Annotated in this window: 12 protein-coding genes; 3 read left to right on the forward strand and 9 right to left on the reverse strand. The window is 37.8% G+C overall.

The annotated features are described in order from the left end of the window. Positions 1–3 precede the first annotated feature (3 nt). The 3 genes from ABM34_RS05875 to ABM34_RS05885 all read right to left on the reverse strand — a co-directional run bounded on the left by ABM34_RS05875 (position 4) and on the right by ABM34_RS05885 (position 4,376). Positions 4–1,866 carry a collagen-binding domain-containing protein gene (locus tag ABM34_RS05875; protein WP_053084448.1) on the reverse strand — a complete coding sequence of 621 codons (1,863 nt, stop codon included), beginning with the start codon at positions 1,864–1,866 and terminating at the stop codon, positions 4–6. A gap of 283 nt (positions 1,867–2,149) precedes the next feature. After that, entirely contained in the window at positions 2,150–3,010 is an 861-nt protein-coding gene (locus ABM34_RS05880) for an aldo/keto reductase (RefSeq protein WP_048704212.1), read from the reverse strand. A 388-nt stretch (positions 3,011–3,398) separates the two neighbouring features. After that, positions 3,399–4,376 (reverse strand): ABC transporter substrate-binding protein, encoded by a 978-nt coding sequence (locus ABM34_RS05885; protein ID WP_048704213.1) that lies wholly within the window; start codon positions 4,374–4,376, stop codon positions 3,399–3,401. A 572-nt stretch (positions 4,377–4,948) separates the two neighbouring features. Between ABM34_RS05885 and ABM34_RS05890 the strand changes: the two genes are divergently transcribed. Next, positions 4,949–5,749, forward strand: a complete 801-nt coding sequence (locus ABM34_RS05890; protein ID WP_048704215.1) for an alpha/beta hydrolase — start codon at positions 4,949–4,951, stop codon at positions 5,747–5,749. A 664-nt stretch (positions 5,750–6,413) separates the two neighbouring features. Here ABM34_RS05890 and ABM34_RS05895 read toward each other — a convergent pair. The 4 genes from ABM34_RS05895 to ABM34_RS05910 are packed head-to-tail and all read right to left on the reverse strand — an operon-like array spanning position 6,414 to position 11,115. Continuing rightward, positions 6,414–7,415: a LacI family DNA-binding transcriptional regulator gene (locus ABM34_RS05895; protein WP_048704217.1), complete on the reverse strand. Its 1,002-nt coding sequence runs from the start codon at positions 7,413–7,415 to the stop codon at positions 6,414–6,416. Positions 7,416–7,438: 23 nt separating this feature from the next. Then, the gene (locus tag ABM34_RS05900) at positions 7,439–8,911 is read right to left on the reverse strand and encodes a UDP-glucose--hexose-1-phosphate uridylyltransferase (RefSeq protein ID WP_048704219.1); all 1,473 of its coding nucleotides are present in this window, start codon (positions 8,909–8,911) and stop codon (positions 7,439–7,441) included. Next, the gene (gene galE, locus ABM34_RS05905) at positions 8,911–9,915 is read right to left on the reverse strand and encodes a UDP-glucose 4-epimerase GalE (RefSeq protein ID WP_048704221.1); all 1,005 of its coding nucleotides are present in this window, start codon (positions 9,913–9,915) and stop codon (positions 8,911–8,913) included. The genes ABM34_RS05900 and galE overlap by 1 nt, the downstream gene beginning before the upstream one ends. A 33-nt stretch (positions 9,916–9,948) precedes the next feature. Then, complete coding sequence (locus ABM34_RS05910) at positions 9,949–11,115, reverse strand: galactokinase (protein WP_048704222.1); 1,167 nt, start codon at positions 11,113–11,115, stop codon at positions 9,949–9,951. Positions 11,116–11,407: 292 nt separating this feature from the next. On the opposite strand from ABM34_RS05910, the gene ABM34_RS05915 reads away from it, so the two are divergent. After that, the gene (locus tag ABM34_RS05915; protein ID WP_048704224.1) at positions 11,408–13,297 is read left to right on the forward strand and encodes a glycoside hydrolase family 2 TIM barrel-domain containing protein; all 1,890 of its coding nucleotides are present in this window, start codon (positions 11,408–11,410) and stop codon (positions 13,295–13,297) included. Next, a complete protein-coding gene (locus ABM34_RS05920) occupies positions 13,281–14,240 on the forward strand; it encodes a beta-galactosidase small subunit (RefSeq protein WP_048704226.1) in 960 nt (319 codons plus the stop codon). The genes ABM34_RS05915 and ABM34_RS05920 overlap by 17 nt, the downstream gene beginning before the upstream one ends. Positions 14,241–14,511: 271 nt before the next feature. On the opposite strand, the gene ABM34_RS05930 is transcribed toward ABM34_RS05920, so the two are convergent. Together ABM34_RS05930 and ABM34_RS05935 are read right to left on the reverse strand one after the other, a co-directional pair. Then, the gene (locus ABM34_RS05930; RefSeq protein WP_053084449.1) at positions 14,512–14,895 is read right to left on the reverse strand and encodes a hypothetical protein; all 384 of its coding nucleotides are present in this window, start codon (positions 14,893–14,895) and stop codon (positions 14,512–14,514) included. A 164-nt stretch (positions 14,896–15,059) separates the two neighbouring features. Further along, complete coding sequence (locus ABM34_RS05935; protein WP_048704229.1) at positions 15,060–17,003, reverse strand: sugar MFS transporter; 1,944 nt, start codon at positions 17,001–17,003, stop codon at positions 15,060–15,062. Positions 17,004–17,157: the final 154 nt, after the last annotated feature.

Here is a 17,157-nt window from a genome sequence, read left to right on the forward strand (position 1 = left end):
GATTTAATCTCTTTTACGTCTGATAACAAATGCAAGCCCAGCAGCAAGTGCTAAACCAACAGCTGTCAGAATCAATGAATTTGAGTTACTTGTTTGTGGTAATGTACCTTGTTTATTTGAATCTTGATAAGCAACATCAGGCACTAAATCATTACCTGCTTCAGTCTTATCTTTTGAGGTTTCGTTATCTTTGTTGTCTGTTGGGACATCAATCAAACCAGTATCTCCTTCGCCCTCTTCATCATCAGTTGATTCATCAACATCTGGTTCTTGAACGTCAGGTGTCTCAACATCGGGATTCTCTGTGTCAGGTGTTTCTGGTTCCTCTACATCAGGAGTCTCAACATCAGGGTTCTCCGTGTCTGGATTTTCTGGCTCCTCAACGTCAGGGTTCTCTGTGTCTGGATTTTCTGGCTCTTCAACGTCAGGATTCTCTGTGTCTGGATTTTCTGGCTCTTCAACGTCAGGATTCTCTATATCAGGATTTTCAGGTTCTTCAGGATCTGGATCTTCTGGTTCAGGCTCCTCAACACTTGGTAACTCTACTTCAGGTAAATCAACATTTGGAAGGTCATAGTCATCTTCCTTAGTTGTATCTTGAAGATCCCATCTGTGAGTTTCAGCATTAACATTAACTTTGTCGGCAACAATGTTTCCATCTAAATTGTGGTTAACATTAATTGTGGCTTTTGGTGCAAGAACACTACCTTGAACAACCGCTTCCATATTGATAGTTCCGTGGTATAACTTGTCAGAAGCAGTACTATCAATAAAGTTCCATAGCAAGTGGTTATCACCAAAGTATTCAGTTTCTTGACTATCTCTGTCAGAACCGTCATCATATTGAATCTTAATTGGTGAATTTACAGAGTAATTAGGATCACCAGCAGTATCAACATTAATGATAATTGTTGGTCCCTTCTCATCACTGGATACACCCTTAATTTGTAGCGGTGTATTACTCTTCAATACTTCTGGATCCAAGTTTAAAATAATTTGGTTCTTTTCATTTACAACATAATCAGAAACATCAATAACACGATTATTCATGTCATCAAAATTTGAATTAGTAATAGTTTCGTTAGGTGTTGGTGCGTTGGCAAAGTTAGTTGACTTGTCAGCCAAATTTTGGAACTCTTTTGCAAAATCAATATAGTAATTACCGTTCTTGTCTTGGTAAGTTTCTGCAGAAGTCAAGTGGTCTATGTCAGTATTATTAACATTGACACGATTTGGATTACTTACATTAATATTCACGCCTTCACCGAAGATAACTTTGTTAGTTCTAGTATCACCAGCTGAGACAAAGGAACTGTTAGCAATCTTTGTAATATTTTGGATGTATGAAATCTCTTTATCCAACAATTCCTCGTGAATGTTAGTACCGAAATTTACATTACCATCCAAATTTTTAACAGCAAGATTACCATTAGTGTGGGCGTTCAAAGTTGCATCATTTGAGAATATGTGGAAATATGCTGCAACTCCTAATGGGTTATTTGCTGCATCTGGATAGTCGTCATAAACAGAACCACCATCTGGCACTTCATCGTTTGCGACCGTAGCAACCGGTTGCGTGGAAGCTTGTGTTTTAGCGACATTTTGTCCTTGAGCGACATTATCAGTATTTTGTGTGCTTGAGTTTGCCTCAACATTCTGAGTTGCATTTTCTACTGTAACTGCAGAATCGTTATTGGCAGTGGCTGGTTGAACCTCAGCAGTTTTGACATTATCTTGACTAACTTGTCCATCAGTCGTTGTATCAGCTAATGTTGAGTTGGTAACAATCAAAAATGACAATGCTGCTGCACAAGTAGCAACATTTGAAAGTGCCCATTTTGTTCCTTTAACGTATTTTGAATTCAAATTGTAAATCCCCCTCATTCTTGAATAAAATGAATTTATTCACAACTAAAAAAATCAACCGATAATTTATCACAATTTGTGTTCAAACTCGCTTATCACTTGATAATCAAGGGTTGCATCATCTAATTAAGTTTAAAACCTCATATGGTATTTATTATAAATTGATATTTTTTGTATTAATAAATATTACAATTTGATTATTAAACAAATATTTCACAACGTCAAATATGATTGGGACAAAATAAAAAAAATCTTGCAACTAAGCAAGATTTTATAAAAGATTTTAGTCTGGTAGTGGTGTACTAGCAGATTCAGCCAACCATTCTTTGTCATCTGGATCACCATAAATTCTCTTTCCAGTGTCCAAAGTGGCGATCTTATTCATTTCCTCATTAGTCAATTCAAAGTCAAAAATATTGAAATTCTCTTCAATTCTTTCTTTGTGAGTTGATTTAGGAATAATAACTGTTTGACGTTGCAAATGCCATCTTAAAATAACCTGGGCAACTGTCTTGTGATGTTTAGCGGCGATATCTTTGAGGACAGCATCTTCAAAAATTCCATCTGAACCACGACCAAGTGGGCTCCATGCTTCGTGTGCAATTTCATGATCATGTAAATATTTAACTAAATCGGATTGTTGGAAATATGGATGTGTTTCAATTTGATCAATTACAGGCTTAATTTCTGTATGCTCCATCAAATCGTCAAGATGATGTTCCTTGAAGTTTGAAACACCGATGGACTTAATTTTACCCGCTTTATACAACTCTTCCATTGCCTTCCAAGTTTCAATATAGTTGTCAGCTGGCCAGTGAATCAAATAAAGGTCGAGATAATCTGTACCCAATTTTGACAAGGTTTTTTCAAATGCTTCCTTCGTTTCTTCATACCCGTGATCTGAATTCCATACCTTCGACGTTAGAAAAACATCCTCACGTTTTAAATCTGATTTCTTTAATGCTTCTCCAAGCCACTGCTCGTTACCGTAAAATGCTGCAGTATCAAAGTGACGATAACCGGCGTCGATGGCCCATTGAATTGCTGGCATGAAGGCATCTTTGTCTTTCATCAAAAATACACCCAATCCAATTTGAGGAATTGTTTCACCATTGTTAAAAGCAATTTCTGGTACGTCTGTCATTTGTTTTGCCTCCTGCTTATTATTATATTTTTAGATTAACATATTTATTTGTTCGTTTGTCGAGGGATTTGGATGTTGTGGATCACTGCCGATTCCGGAGGAAAATCAATTTTGCGGGCTGGAACGCTGCCGGGACATTTGAAGCTAATTCAAAGATCGAATTATCTCCAAACTGCCCCTTTCACTAAGCTGACTTCGTCAGCAAAGTGAAACTTGGCGGCTGAGCCCAAATCGATTTTCCTCCTCCATCTAAAGTAGTTAATATTCCTCACTTTTTCGTGATATTGGTGCTCTCTTGTGTTATATCAATATATTGCAGCTAAAATCAAAATCAAATACCGAAAAAAAAGTCGGGAGCTTGTTAGCTTCCGACTTTTTGATTGTTAAATTATTTTGCTACTTTATCAATTTTTACTTGTGAGTGTGATAGTGATTGTTTTGATTTGATTAGTTTATATGATTTTGCATAGTTAACTGTCTTATCGTAATCAGCTATTTTGACTCTCTTGGCTTTGGCAAATTTCAAGTCTAAGTCGTTCATTGCTACGGCACCTTTTCTTGTTGCTCCTAGTTGTAGTAACAATGTGTCAGATGGTGTTAAGCCCATCTTATTTAAGTCTTTAACAGCATCATCGAATCCGTTAAACAAATTGTTAACATCGGTAACTTTCTTGGTTGTTAAATCACTTGATACGGCGATGATATCACCATTTTTGTTGCTTGCATTTTGCTTGTTAATGACTTTGGCACCACTCTTTTTAGCATTTGAAATGAATGGATCGGCTACTACTGCAGCGTCAACTTTCTTTGATTTCAAATTTTTTGTACGTGTGCTTTGGTCGGCGACGTTTTTAAGTTTAACGTCAGATAATTTCATGTGATTCTTTTTTAGAAGGTTCTTTAAGTACAATCTTGTACCATCCTTCTTATTGATTGCTATGGTCTTGCCCTTTAGATCGTGGATATTCTTGAACTTCTTGTTAGCAACTAAGCCGTTGTAACCTGTCACTGCTGAAGCGATTTTCCATGATTTGTTATTCTTTTGGATTGTTGTGAAGTTAACTAAATCAGTAACTGCCGCGTTAACAGTTCCTGCTTTAATAGCATCGTTTAATGCACTTGTTGTTTTATATTGTTTCAAAGCAACAGTGACATTGTGTGTTTCAAAATACTTACTACCTTGGGCTACGTAAAGTGGTAGTGAAGCAACAGATTGTGTAGTACCAATCGTAATGGTTGTATTGGCTGAAGCATCAGTCGTTGAATCTGCCGCCTTTGCGCTTTGAGTGTTCAAAAGTGGTAATGAGCTGACTAGTAATAGTACAGCCGCAAAAATAAGACCGAGTTTTTTCATAACTCTTGTCATATATAATTCCTCCTTTTTTCAATACTCTTATAATAATGTTTTTACAATGAAGTTGCTACCAAATAATAAATTTCCATAAAAAAAGAGGTATTTCACTCACCCATCCCGCAAGTAAAATACCTCTAATTTTATTTTGATCTAGCTATTATAGTTTGAAACCGCTGAATAATGAGCTAAATAATGATTTAACAGCACCAAATACTGAAGTGTTAAATGTTGTAAATGAGCTGATCAAATTTGTCAAAAATGTCATGGATATTCCTCCCCCTTAAAAAAGATTTATCATATGACAAAATCTATGTTAGCACTGAATTTCCGGAAAAACAATATTCATTTATCAAAATTAACACAATGATAAGTAACTGTAACAGAGCTGTAATTCACGTAATAAAAGTAATATTAAATAGAAATGTTTTTATCAGTCAAACTGGTGTATAGCAACTTCCAAAGCGGTTATCAAAATTTTACCGATAGTTACAATCTAATTAAATTAATTTAAATAGTATTTACTTCATATCTTATTGTTGGTAGTTTAATAATGTTAAACCTATAAAAAGTCGGGGATATTACATATGAAGAAAAAAATATTACCTTTCCTAATTGCGATTTCAGCAGTATTCGCTTTATTTTTCGTAAAAACACAATCTGCTAATGCCGCAACAACGGTCAACAGCAACAACCCAGTATTCTTTGTGCCAGGTGCCTTTGATACTGAAGAATCATGGCAAAAAACTATTTCAAAAATCGATCCTAACAGTGAGCACACAGTAGTTAAATTTAGTGCCAATCCTTACGGACAAATATTGAGACAAAATGTTAGAACCGTTAACAACGGTGAAAGACCTTACGTAGTCGTAACATTCCCTGTTAACGCATATCATGAAGACGTCATTGCTCAAGACGCAGACGCACTAAGAGATGCAATTAGCACATACAATCTCAAAAACAAATTTAAAGAAGCCGACATCGTAGCCCACTCAAACGGTGGTTCAATCACAACAACCTATCTAGAAAAGAATGCTGGAAAAGCAGGATTTCCATTCCACTTCAACACATTCATGTCAGTCGGAACACCATATAACTTCCAAGCAGGAAATGGCGCAGAAAACACAGCATTCCTTAACAAATTAATCGCAGGAAGTGGCCAATTACCAAAAGACCTAAACGTAATCAACGTAATCGGATCTCAACCAAAAGATTCAACATCTGACGGAGTAGTTTCAAAAGACAGTGCCGAATCAGGACGTAAAATTTTCGATGGCCAAGTAGCCACATTCAAACAAATCCACATAACAGGTGAAGATGCCATCCACGGTAACCAAGAAGGTTCCGACACAGTAGCAGCATTAATAGCACAAGTATTGAATCTATAGGATGGGTTTCGGTTTCCGTCTCCAGAGATGAGAGGATTAACCTGCTATGCGGACCGGACCAAGCCACAGCGCGCGGTCTTGGTCCTCGGTTTGGAGCCTTTCGAAGTTCACGAAAGTCTTCAAACTCGCCCGGTGATGTAATATGGCTAAAGCCATAACATCACACTCATAGCTGGTTATCCGCTCATCTCTTCCGACTGATTCGATGGTCATTTATAAAGTAGCGTCGATAACTGCCTTTATTTAACATTTGATTCAAAAAACAACTTATTATATTACAATATTGCTAAACCAAAAAAGCTATTTCAAACTTGATTAAATATCAGGTATGAAATAGCTTTTTTATATATCAGTTAAAATTAATAGTGCTTTTTTTGTTGCCAACTAAGTAGTCGCGACACGATGTGGTCCACCATTATTACAAAATCGATTGAACATATTCAAACAAATGATAAATTTCAGCGCCAAAACCAGTCGGAGGGTCTGAGAAATTCACCAGCAGTGAAAGTGGCGAAATGGCGACAGCCATTACACCACCGGGCGAGTTTGAAGACTTTCGTGAACTTCGAAAGGCTCCAAACCGAGGCCAGAGACCGCACTGTGGCTCTGGCCGTCCCGCACAGCAGGTGAACTTTCTCAGACCCGCAGACGGCATCAAAAACACCTACTTAGTACTATCCCTCTCAACCAACCGAGTACCAATCTCAATCCGTTGCGGAACCTGACGCCCAGTTGACAACTGACTAACCACCAAATTAACAGCAGTCTCCCCCATCAACTCAGTCTCAACATTAACCGAACTCAACTCCGGATAAACAAAACTAGCCAAAGAAGTATTGTTAAAACTAAATAGTTTAACTCGTTCAGGAACCTTGATTTTAGCCGCTTGTAAAGCTTTTAAAGCTCCAGCTGCCATTGGATCATTAGCTACAAAGAAAGCGTGTGGCAAGTCATCCCCGAGCTTATCAATAGCTTCTTTCATCATGCGGTACCCAGACTGACTAGTATAGTCGCCCTGGAATACCCATTTTGAGTTATAAGCTTTACGTTTTTCCATCGCATCTCGAAATGCGTACATACGTTGATCTTTTACTTCTAACAATTGATCTGTCGTACGTTCCAATCCATGAATCATTCCGATGTCATGGATTCCACGATTCCAGAAATAATCGATTACGTGTTCAACGCTAAACTTGAAATCAGTCAGAACACTATCGAATCCGGCCGCAAATTGATCATCATCCACAAAAACAATTTTGTCGGAAAGTTCGTTCATCGATTGAACTTGTTCGGGACTAAACTTCCCGATGGCAATTATGGCATCGACGTCTGCATCTAGCTGTCCAGTATCATTTTGGAAAATCCTTGTTACATCAAACTGTCTAGCTTGTCCTTGGCGCTCGATTCCCATTCGAATCGACATGTAATACAAGTCATCTTGTTCTTTGGATTCTGAATACCATTGGATTATTGCTAACTTCTTACGAGCAACCGAGCTACTTGAACGTGGCTTGCTCTTTGAATAGTTTAGATCATCCGCTACTTTAAAAATGTTTTGTCGTGTTTCGTCACTGACTGAAAGTGTTTGGTCGTAATTTAAAACACGCGAGACCGTCGCAAGCGAAACACCAACTTTATTCGCTATATCTTTTAATGTTGTCGCCATGCAAATACCTCCGTGGTAGTAAATTATGCAGTGTAAGTTTTTACAGTTGAAACGAACTTATCAAAGGCTGCTTCGCCTTGTTCGTCCCACTTGAATACACCTGCATCAGCCAAGACGCGGGCAAATACTTTACCTACTTCTTGATCAACAATTTTTTCGACATTATTTTCATTAATATCATATTTGGCTTTTATTGCATCAGCCCAAGGGCGGTGCATCTCAACCATTTGATTATGAGCATTCAATAGATATTTTTCAACCTCTTGTAATTCTGTCTTTAATCTAGCAGGCAAAATTGCACGTCCCATAACTTCGATTAAGCCGATATTTTCCTTCTTAATGTGTTGAACATCTTGATGTGGATGGAAAATTCCGTCTGGAAATTCAGCTGAGGTTTGGTTGTCACGTAAGACAATATCCAAAATATATTGATCGCCAACTTTACGAGCAATTGGTGTAGTTGTATGATGACGAGTTTCATTTGTATATGCTCGAACATCGACACTTTCATCTGAATAATTTTTCCAAGCATCATGAATTTTAACAGCAGCAGCAACTAATGCGGTAGTATTGCTTGAACTCAAGCGGATCGTTGACATTGGCCACTTCACGATTCCAGCCTCAACTCCGTCAACACCCAGATCAATTGCACGATCAACTGGAGCTTTCATCATTGGAAAATCATGGCGTCCACCTTGGTAATGTTCGTGAGAAAGCATGGATCCACCAACGATTGGCAAATCAGCATTGCTTCCGACAAAGTAATTGGGAAATTGCTTAACAATTTGAACTAAAATACTGAAGGTCTGACGGTTGATAACCATTGGGCGATGAACTTCATCAAGAAAAATAGAATGTTCACTGAAGTATGCATATGGAGAATATTGAAATCCCCAAGTTTCACCATCTAAAGTTAATCTGATGATACGGTGATTGGTTCTAGCAGGATAACCAAGACGTCCTCGGTACCCTTCATTTTGCATACACAATTGGCATAAAGGATAACCATTTTCTGGTTGATTACGGGCAGCAGCAATTGCCTTAGGGTCTTTTTCAGGTTTTGATAAGTTAATGGTAATTTCTAACTTACCAAAATCTGTATCAGCTTCGTACTCAACATTTTTGGCAATCGCACGAGTCTTGATGTAATCATTGTCACGACTTAATTGATAAAAATAGTTTGTAGCAGCATCAGGACTTTCTTGGTATAAATCCCAGAAGGTGTGATTCAAAGCTGATGGAAGTGGTGTGACCATATCCATCAATTGATCTGCCAAAATCTCTTTATCTGACGCTGAATCTTCAATGTTGCCATTTTTGATTGCTGTTGCTATTAAAGCATCAGTTAAATCAACAACTTGATTACCTTTTGCTTCAACGGGCGCATCGTCTCCGATTAAACCTAAAACTTTGTTATGTACATAAATTCTATCTAGATCAGTAAAGTCTGAAGGAGAATCAATAACTTGATCGACAAATTTATCGATTGTATCCATTAATCCTTGCCTCCACGGTCGTTGTATCCCTGTGGATGTGTTTGTTTCCAGTTCCAGGCTGTCTTGATGATTTCTTTAACATCATCGTATTGAGGAGCCCAACCTAAAATTGTACGAGCTTTATCACTTGCAGCAACTAAAGTACTTGGATCACCGGCACGTCTAGGTGCCATAACTGCAGGAATTGGTTTACCAGTAACTTCTCTAGCAGCATCAAGCATTTGTTTGTTTGAGAATCCAGTTGAAGAACCCAGGTTAAAGGCATTGCTGTCTTTGCCTTCTTTAAGGTATTCCAATGCCAAAATGTGAGCATCAGCCAAATCAACAACGTGAACGTAATCACGAATATTTGTTCCATCTTCAGTTGGATAGTCGTCACCAAAGATTTGTAGTTGTTCACGTTCTCCGGCAGCCACTTGCAAAATAATAGGAACTAAGTGAGTTTCTGGATGGTGGTCTTCACCAATACTTCCATCTGGCTTAGCACCGGCAACGTTGAAGTAACGAAGAGCTACGAATTTGATGCCATATGCAATATCTGACCAGTGCATAATTTTTTCCATAGCTAATTTACTTTCGCCATATGGGTTTGTTGGAATTTGTGGATCTGTTTCTTTAATTGGAATTTGTTTTGGCTCGCCGTAAGTAGCAGCAGTTGATGAGAAGACAATCTTTTTAACATCATGCTTATGCATAACTTCGAGAAGTTTAACCATTCCAGCTGTGTTGTTATCAAAATACTTCAATGGATCCTTCATTGATTCAGGAACAATTGAAAAGGCTACGAAATGAATAACACCTTCAATATCTTCTTGGTCAAAAACGTTATTCATGAAATCTGCATCACGGACGTCACCCTGATAAAAACGAGCTTTATCATTAACAGCATCGCGGTGTCCTGTAACCAAATTATCTACAACTGCAACGTCATATCCCTTTTCAATTAATCGATCAACTGTATGAGAACCAATGTAGCCTGCGCCACCTAAAACTAAAATTGCCATTTGAAATTCCTCCAATTTTTTATTTATTAACTATTATTTTAACTCTAAAGGTCCATCTGAAATTTCTGCAATGTAAAAGTCTGCATCATGCCCGATTGCTTCGCGATAAGCTTTGCCAACATTTTCTTTAAAGGCATCAACTTTATCTTTTTCAACAATAGCAATTGCACAACCACCGAATCCAGCACCAGTCATACGTGCGCCAAGAACACCAGGTTGTTTCCATGAATTTTCAGCAAGTGTATCAAGTTCTTTACCTGTAACTGCATAGTCAAAGTGTAATGAAACGTGTGAAGCTGTGACTAAGTGGCCAAATGTTGTTAAGTCATCTTTTGCCAATGCGTCAGTAGCTCTGATTGCACGTTGATTTTCAAAGACAGCGTGACGAGCACGTTTAATTAATGTTTCATCATTGATTAGGTAAGCAGCTTCATCAAATTCAGCTTCATTTAAGTCACCGAGTGACTTGATATCCAATTTTGTTTGAAGGCGACTCAATGCCTCCTCACATTCTGAACGTCTTTCGTTATATTTTGAATCAGCCAACTCACGACGTTTATTAGTGTTCATAATTACGATAACGTGATTGCCTAATTTCACTGGTGCGTATGAGTAATCCATTGTATTTGTATCAAGTAAGATAGCTTGATCTTTTTTACCCATTCCAACGGCAAATTGGTCCATGATTCCTGAGTTAACACCGATGTAGTTGTTTTCAACTTTTTGACCATCTTTAACTAAATCTAATTGATCAATCTTCAAATCGAAAACGTCGTTAAGAATTTCCCCCATCAATAGTTCGATTGAAGCAGATGAAGAAAGTCCCGCACCATCGGGTAAGTTACCATGAACAAACAAGTCAAAGCCATGATCTAATTTGTAACCTGATTCTGAAACTTCCTTGATCATCCCTTTTGGATAATTTGTCCAACCGGCTGATTTGTCATAAGCCAAGTCATTAATATCGAATTCGACAATTCCCTGGTCAGGAATATTTGCTGAATACATACGAACTGTGTTGTCTTCTCTAGCTTTGTACACTCCATATGTTCCAAGGCTAATTGCACATGGGAACACGTGGCCACCGTTGTAATCAGTATGTTCACCAATCAAATTAATACGTCCTGGTGAAAAGAACACTCTTTCAGGTTGCTCATCAAAGATTGCTGTGAATTCTTGTTTTAACTCGCTGGTTTTCATTTTTGAATCCTCCGGTTGTTTTACTAAAATTTTATTAGCTTTACTATAAAACATTTCCGTGGTTTTGTAAACAGGTTAAAAGCCTTTTAAATCAAAAGTGGTAGCGTTTTATATAAATTGTGATATTAAAACAATAATAACAAAATATCATCATATCAAGGTTTCGACAGTAGAAATATCAAAATTTGTTTACTTAAATTTTAACTAAAAATCCTATACAAATATTATTTGATGCTTTATCATCATACATGTAAGCGTTTTTAAAGATAAAACTTGGAAGGAGCACCTTTTTATGCAAGCTGATATTAACTGGCTCGATGACCCGGAGACGTTCCGTGTCAACCAACTCCCAGCCCATAGTGACCACCATTTCTATGGTACTAAATCGGAGATTGGGAAACATAGTAGTTTTGTAAAAAGTCTAAATGGCGATTGGCAATTTGATTTTGCTAAAACACCAGCTGACCGACCACGAGATTTTTACCAAATGGATTTCGATTCACGCGGATTTGATTCAATCCATGTCCCTGGCCACATTGAGCTGGCAGGATATGCGCAGATTCAATACATCAACACTTGGTATCCATGGGAAGGCAAAATCTTCCGTCGCCCACCATATACATTAAATTCTGACAAGTTAACTCCTGGTATCTTTAGCGATGCTGAAGATAATTCAGTTGGATCTTATATAAAAGAATTTGATTTGCCGAATAACTTTGAAAACAAACGAATTATTGTTGATTTCCAAGGTGTCGAAGAAGCTCTCTATGTCTGGTTAAACGGACATTTTATCGGCTACGCTGAAGATAGTTTTACTCCTTCAGAATTCGACTTAACTCCCTATATTAAGAACGGTAAAAACAAACTCGCTGCTCAAGTATACAAGCGATGCACCGCTTCACATCTCGAGGATCAAGATATGTTCAGATTTTCCGGTATTTTTCGTGACGTTAATTTGATGGCGTTACCAGCCATTCACGTTGAAGACCTGGATATTCGTCCAACCGTCAATAACGATTTTGAGTCCGGCATATTGAAAGTCACATCAAAACTAACTGGTGATAATTTAACCAGTTCCACCTTAAAATTAACTGTAACTGACGCCGAAAATAACCTAGTCGCAACGCAAGAACAAAGTGGTAATGACAAAGTTTTTTTCGACGCCATGACTTTTGAAAAAGTTAATTTGTGGTCACCTGACAATCCGTACTTATACGATTTATTAATTGAAGTATTGGATGCAGACGGCAAAACTGTTGAAGTCGTACCTTACCAAATTGGCTTCCGTAAGGTCGAATTACGTGACGACAAAGTCATGTATGTCAACGACAAACGTCTAATCATTCATGGCGTTAACCGTCATGAATGGAGTGCCAAGACTGGTCGAGCAATTACAATTTATGATATGAAATCAGACATCCAAACAATGCTCGACAACAATATCAACGCTGACCGTACTTGTCATTACCCTGACCAGATTCCTTGGTACTACTTATGTGACCAAAACGGAATTTACCTGATGGCCGAGAATAATTTGGAATCACATGGTACTTGGCAAAAATCCGGAGCGGTTGAACCTTCATTTAATGTACCGGGAGACAATCCACACTGGCTAGAAGTCGTTTTAGACCGTGCTCGCACTAATTATGAAATGTTCAAGAATCACGTCTCTGTCATCTTCTGGTCACTTGGAAATGAATCATACGCTGGATCTGACATTGCTGCGATGAATAAATTTTACAAAGATCACGATGACTCTCGTCTAACTCACTACGAAGGTGTTTTCCACACTCCAGAATTGAAAGATGAAATCTCTGATGTTGAAAGTAGAATGTACGAAAAGCCTGAGAATATTGAGACTTACCTCAAAAACAATCCTAAGAAACCATTTTTGGATTGCGAATACATGCATGACATGGGAAATTCACTTGGTGGCATGAATTCATACAACGACCTTCTTGATAAATATCCAATGTATCAAGGTGGCTTCATCTGGGACTTCATTGACCAAGCCTTACTAGTTCATGACCCCATTTCAAACAAAGAAGTGCTCAGATATGGTGGAGACTTTGACGAGCGTCACTCAGATTATGAATTCTCAGGTGATGGATTATTGTTTGCCGATCGAACACCAAAGCCAGCTATGCAGGAGGTAAAATATTATTATGGATTACACAAATAATAAGTTGCACGTCATCTATGGTGATGGAACTCTCGGTGTGGGTGGAAATGGATTTCATTATATTTTCAGTTATGAACGCGGCGGTTTAGAATCACTAGTTGCACACGACAAAGAATGGATTTATCGCACACCAACACCAACTTTCTGGCGTGCAACAACCGACAATGATCACGGAAGTGGTTTCTCAGTAAAATCCGCTCAATGGTACGCTGCCGACATGTTCTCGACTGTTGAAAGCATTTCAGTTACGGTTGATGAAAAGACTTTCGAAGAACTTCCAGTCGCACCATTCAACAATCAATTTTCAGATAAAGAGTTTGCTGAGAAAGTTTCACTTATATACACTTATTTAACAAATACTGTCCCTCATACAACAGTGACAATTGCCTACACCGTCACTCCAGACGGACAAATTAACATCAAATCACATTTCAACGGCAACAAAGATTTACCTGACCTACCTGCCTTTGGAATCAGATTCATTATGCCAACAACGGCTACAGGATTTGACTATACCGGCTTATCTGGAGAAACATATCCTGATCGAATGGCTGGAGCTGAAAAAAGTGAATTTCACGTTGACGGTATGCCAGTGACACCATACTTGGTACCTCAAGAATGTGGAATGCATATGGAAACTAGTGCTCTGAAAATAACACGAACCACGACACAAAATAATGCAGACAACAATCCTCAACCTTTTAGTTTGAAGATTGATAAAGGTGAGAAGAACTTCAATTTCAGTTTATTGCCTTATACTGCTGAAGAGCTCGAGAATGCCACTCATATTGAGGAACTTCCACTTGCTCGAAGAACAGTGCTTGGAGTTTATGGAGCTGTTCGTGGTGTTGGTGGTATTGATAGCTGGGGTACAGATGTTGAGAATAAGTATCACATCTCGGCTGGAGATGATATCGATTTTGATTTCAATATGCGTATTTGATGCCGATTCCGGGAGAAAATCGATTCTTTGGCCTGGAACGTAGCTGGGACATTTGGAGCCTTTTCAAAGTACGAAAAGTCTTCAAACTGCCCCTTATACTAATCCGAGAAGACCACTCGGCTAAGTATAATTTAGCTACTGAGGCCGAATCGATTTTCTCCCTCCATCTAGGTTGTGTGTGAGTTTATTATCGACTCGATAGTTTATTTAATTTAAATACAAATGTAAAAAGTCCAAAGGGAAAACTATTCCTTTGGACTTTTTGTTATTTTTAAACTGCTCTTTTGTCAATCATGTCGACTAACGATGTAATAACTTCATTACGCTTCTTGCGATTGGTTGAGCTATTAATGTTTGAACTATTAATGCTGTTGAATATCATTGTTACAAAAATTGATGTTTTGAAATTGGATTTTTCATCTAATATTCTTCCTGCTAGCTTGCTTGCTGGTCTGCGAATGAAGATTAATAGTAGAATTGCACTTATCCAAATTATTGGAATTCGTAACAAAACCATTCCCCAGTTTGACATTGAGAATCCCATTGTTAGTCCCGTAATGATTGGGGCAATTATATTTACAGAAATAAATGAAGCGGTTGCCATGAAGATAAGCGTCTCCAATAAATTCTGTGCTAATCTTTCTTTAAATTCCAAGGTAATCCCTCTTCCTATGATTTTGAAGAGATATTTTGCCGCTTAACATATGCGACCAACGATCCGTTCTTTAACTGCAAGGATAATAACACATTTTTCTGAAATATTTCAAAGTTTTTCGTAAAAAAAACTACGATACCTGGTGGCATCGTAGTTTGAATAATCTATTTAGTTATATCAACATGTGACATTTTAGCAATGTTTTCACCATGTTCAACAACACCTGTAGTCTTGGTGAAATCAAGAGTTTCAATCTTGTCATAGTTAGTAATTACAACCATAACTGTGTCATCCAAGCCAGCATTTTCAATTGCTGGTGACCAGAATTCAATCAATTCTTGTCCTTGTTTGACGCGATCACCCTTTTCAACATATTGGACAAATCCTGTACCACGCATATCAACGGTTCCAATACCAATATGGATTAGTGTTAATACACCTGTATCGGACCTTAATCCAATCGCATGACGTGTTGGGAAAGTTGCTTCGACTACACCGTTGAACGGAGCGTAGACACCACCATCTGAAGGCTTGACGGCAAATCCTTTACCCATCTTACCTGAGGCAAATGTCTCATCATTGACCTTATCCAACTCCATCAAAGTACCAGAAACTGGAGCTTGATAATCAATTGTTGCATCTGCACCGACTTCTTTTTCAATTTGATCCATTGATTCGTCAGTGTCCAAATGTTTGTGCCATGTTTGTTCCAACTCATCAACTATTTGAGCATGCATAGTTTCATCAAGTTTAACTTTTTTGAAGAAGATAAATGTAGCAATTAGGATTAGAAGTGCTGGAACACCAAACATAATTAATTTGAAAATTGCCTGACCATGACTTGTAATATCTCCAGCAGTTGCTCCGGCTGTCATACCGGCTAAGACGGCAGTTAGACCTACGACACCGTTTGAGATGGCACCACCCAATTTATCCAACAATGGACGAACTGAAAGCGTTAGTGATTCGTCACGGTGACCGAACTTCAATTGGCCATATTCAACAGAATCACTTAGAACCATTAAGACAACTAAGAAAATTAATGGTTGTGGAATGTAGAATAATACCGCTGCGGTAAGAATTAATGGTAATGATTTACCTGCAAAGGCGAATAGTATCAAGGCAATAATCATAAGTGCTATTGCTGAGAAGAACACTTTACGACGACTAAATTTTTGAGCCAAAGGTGGGAACATTAGAACTGCAACAATACCGATAACTCCGTTGATCAATGCTAGTAATGAGAATTGTCCGGCATGGCCTAAAATATAAGTAAAGTAGTAGAGTTCTAGAGCATTTGTTAATTGCATACCTGCAGTATAAATACCATAGGTTAATGCCATCCACATTAATTGATCATTACGCGCAAGAACTTTGAAAACGTCTTTAAATGAAGTTTTTTCTGCATTTTGACGTAATTCTGAATCATTCTCATGTGTACCTACAGCAACGACCAACGCTGAAATAAGCGCAACAACGGCAATCACTAATCCAAATCCAAACCAACCTCTGTTATCACCGTTTCCGTGATTAGAATTAGCTGAGAAGAATAGAACAAGTGGCATAACAACAACACCAACAAGGTTCTGTCCAATATTTGAACCTACACGAGCATATGTAGCAGTCTTTTCACGTTCTTTTGAATCAAAGGAAATTGCTGGAATCATTGACCAGAAACCAACATCCTTAAATGAATAAAAAATATCCATTGTAATATACAAGATTGCGAAAACAATTAAATATAGAATTGGGTTTGAAACATTCAATCCACCCATTGTTGTAAATAGTATTGCTAAAACAATTGAACCAATTGTTCCACCAGCAACAATCCATGGTTTAAAATGTCCCCAACGTGAATGTGTATTATCAATCGCGTTACCAATCAAAGGATCAATTGCTAATTCGACGATTCTTAATGCGGCAATAATGAATGTAATTGCTGCAATCATCTTTGCACTTGTTCCCCCACTGTCTTTATCAAACAAGTGTGATGTAACGAAAATAATAAAGTACGTTGAAAGTGTAGCGTAGAAGGCGTCATGTCCAAAGGCACCAAATGAGTACGAAATTCTCGAAGTTATCTTTCGAGCCCTGCTTTCATTCTCCATCGTAATTCTCCCTATCTATTAATTTGAATATTCAATACTTGTAATGTAATCGTTTTCAGGTAAAAAGTCAATATCGGTTTACTAAAACTTTCCCAATTATTTATCTATATTCTTATAAAATTAGTAAATATATTTGAATATTTATTGTTGTATA

Origin of the sequence: Companilactobacillus ginsenosidimutans (assembly GCF_001050475.1) — a bacterium.
GTDB lineage: Bacteria > Bacillota > Bacilli > Lactobacillales > Lactobacillaceae > Companilactobacillus > Companilactobacillus ginsenosidimutans.

Excerpts from the sequence above, each read along its gene's own strand:
- ABM34_RS05880 (WP_048704212.1), bottom strand. The coding sequence starts at position 3,010 with ATGACAGACGTACCAGAAATTGCTTTTAACAATGGTGAAACAATTCCT.
- ABM34_RS05885 (WP_048704213.1), bottom strand. The coding sequence starts at position 4,376 with ATGACAAGAGTTATGAAAAAACTCGGTCTTATTTTTGCGGCTGTACTA.
- ABM34_RS05890 (WP_048704215.1), top strand. The coding sequence starts at position 4,949 with ATGAAGAAAAAAATATTACCTTTCCTAATTGCGATTTCAGCAGTATTC.
- ABM34_RS05895 (WP_048704217.1), bottom strand. The coding sequence starts at position 7,415 with ATGGCGACAACATTAAAAGATATAGCGAATAAAGTTGGTGTTTCGCTT.
- ABM34_RS05900 (WP_048704219.1), bottom strand. The coding sequence starts at position 8,911 with ATGGATACAATCGATAAATTTGTCGATCAAGTTATTGATTCTCCTTCA.
- galE (WP_048704221.1), bottom strand. The coding sequence starts at position 9,915 with ATGGCAATTTTAGTTTTAGGTGGCGCAGGCTACATTGGTTCTCATACA.
- ABM34_RS05910 (WP_048704222.1), bottom strand. The coding sequence starts at position 11,115 with ATGAAAACCAGCGAGTTAAAACAAGAATTCACAGCAATCTTTGATGAG.
- ABM34_RS05915 (WP_048704224.1), top strand. The coding sequence starts at position 11,408 with ATGCAAGCTGATATTAACTGGCTCGATGACCCGGAGACGTTCCGTGTC.
- ABM34_RS05920 (WP_048704226.1), top strand. The coding sequence starts at position 13,281 with ATGGATTACACAAATAATAAGTTGCACGTCATCTATGGTGATGGAACT.
- ABM34_RS05935 (WP_048704229.1), bottom strand. The coding sequence starts at position 17,003 with ATGGAGAATGAAAGCAGGGCTCGAAAGATAACTTCGAGAATTTCGTAC.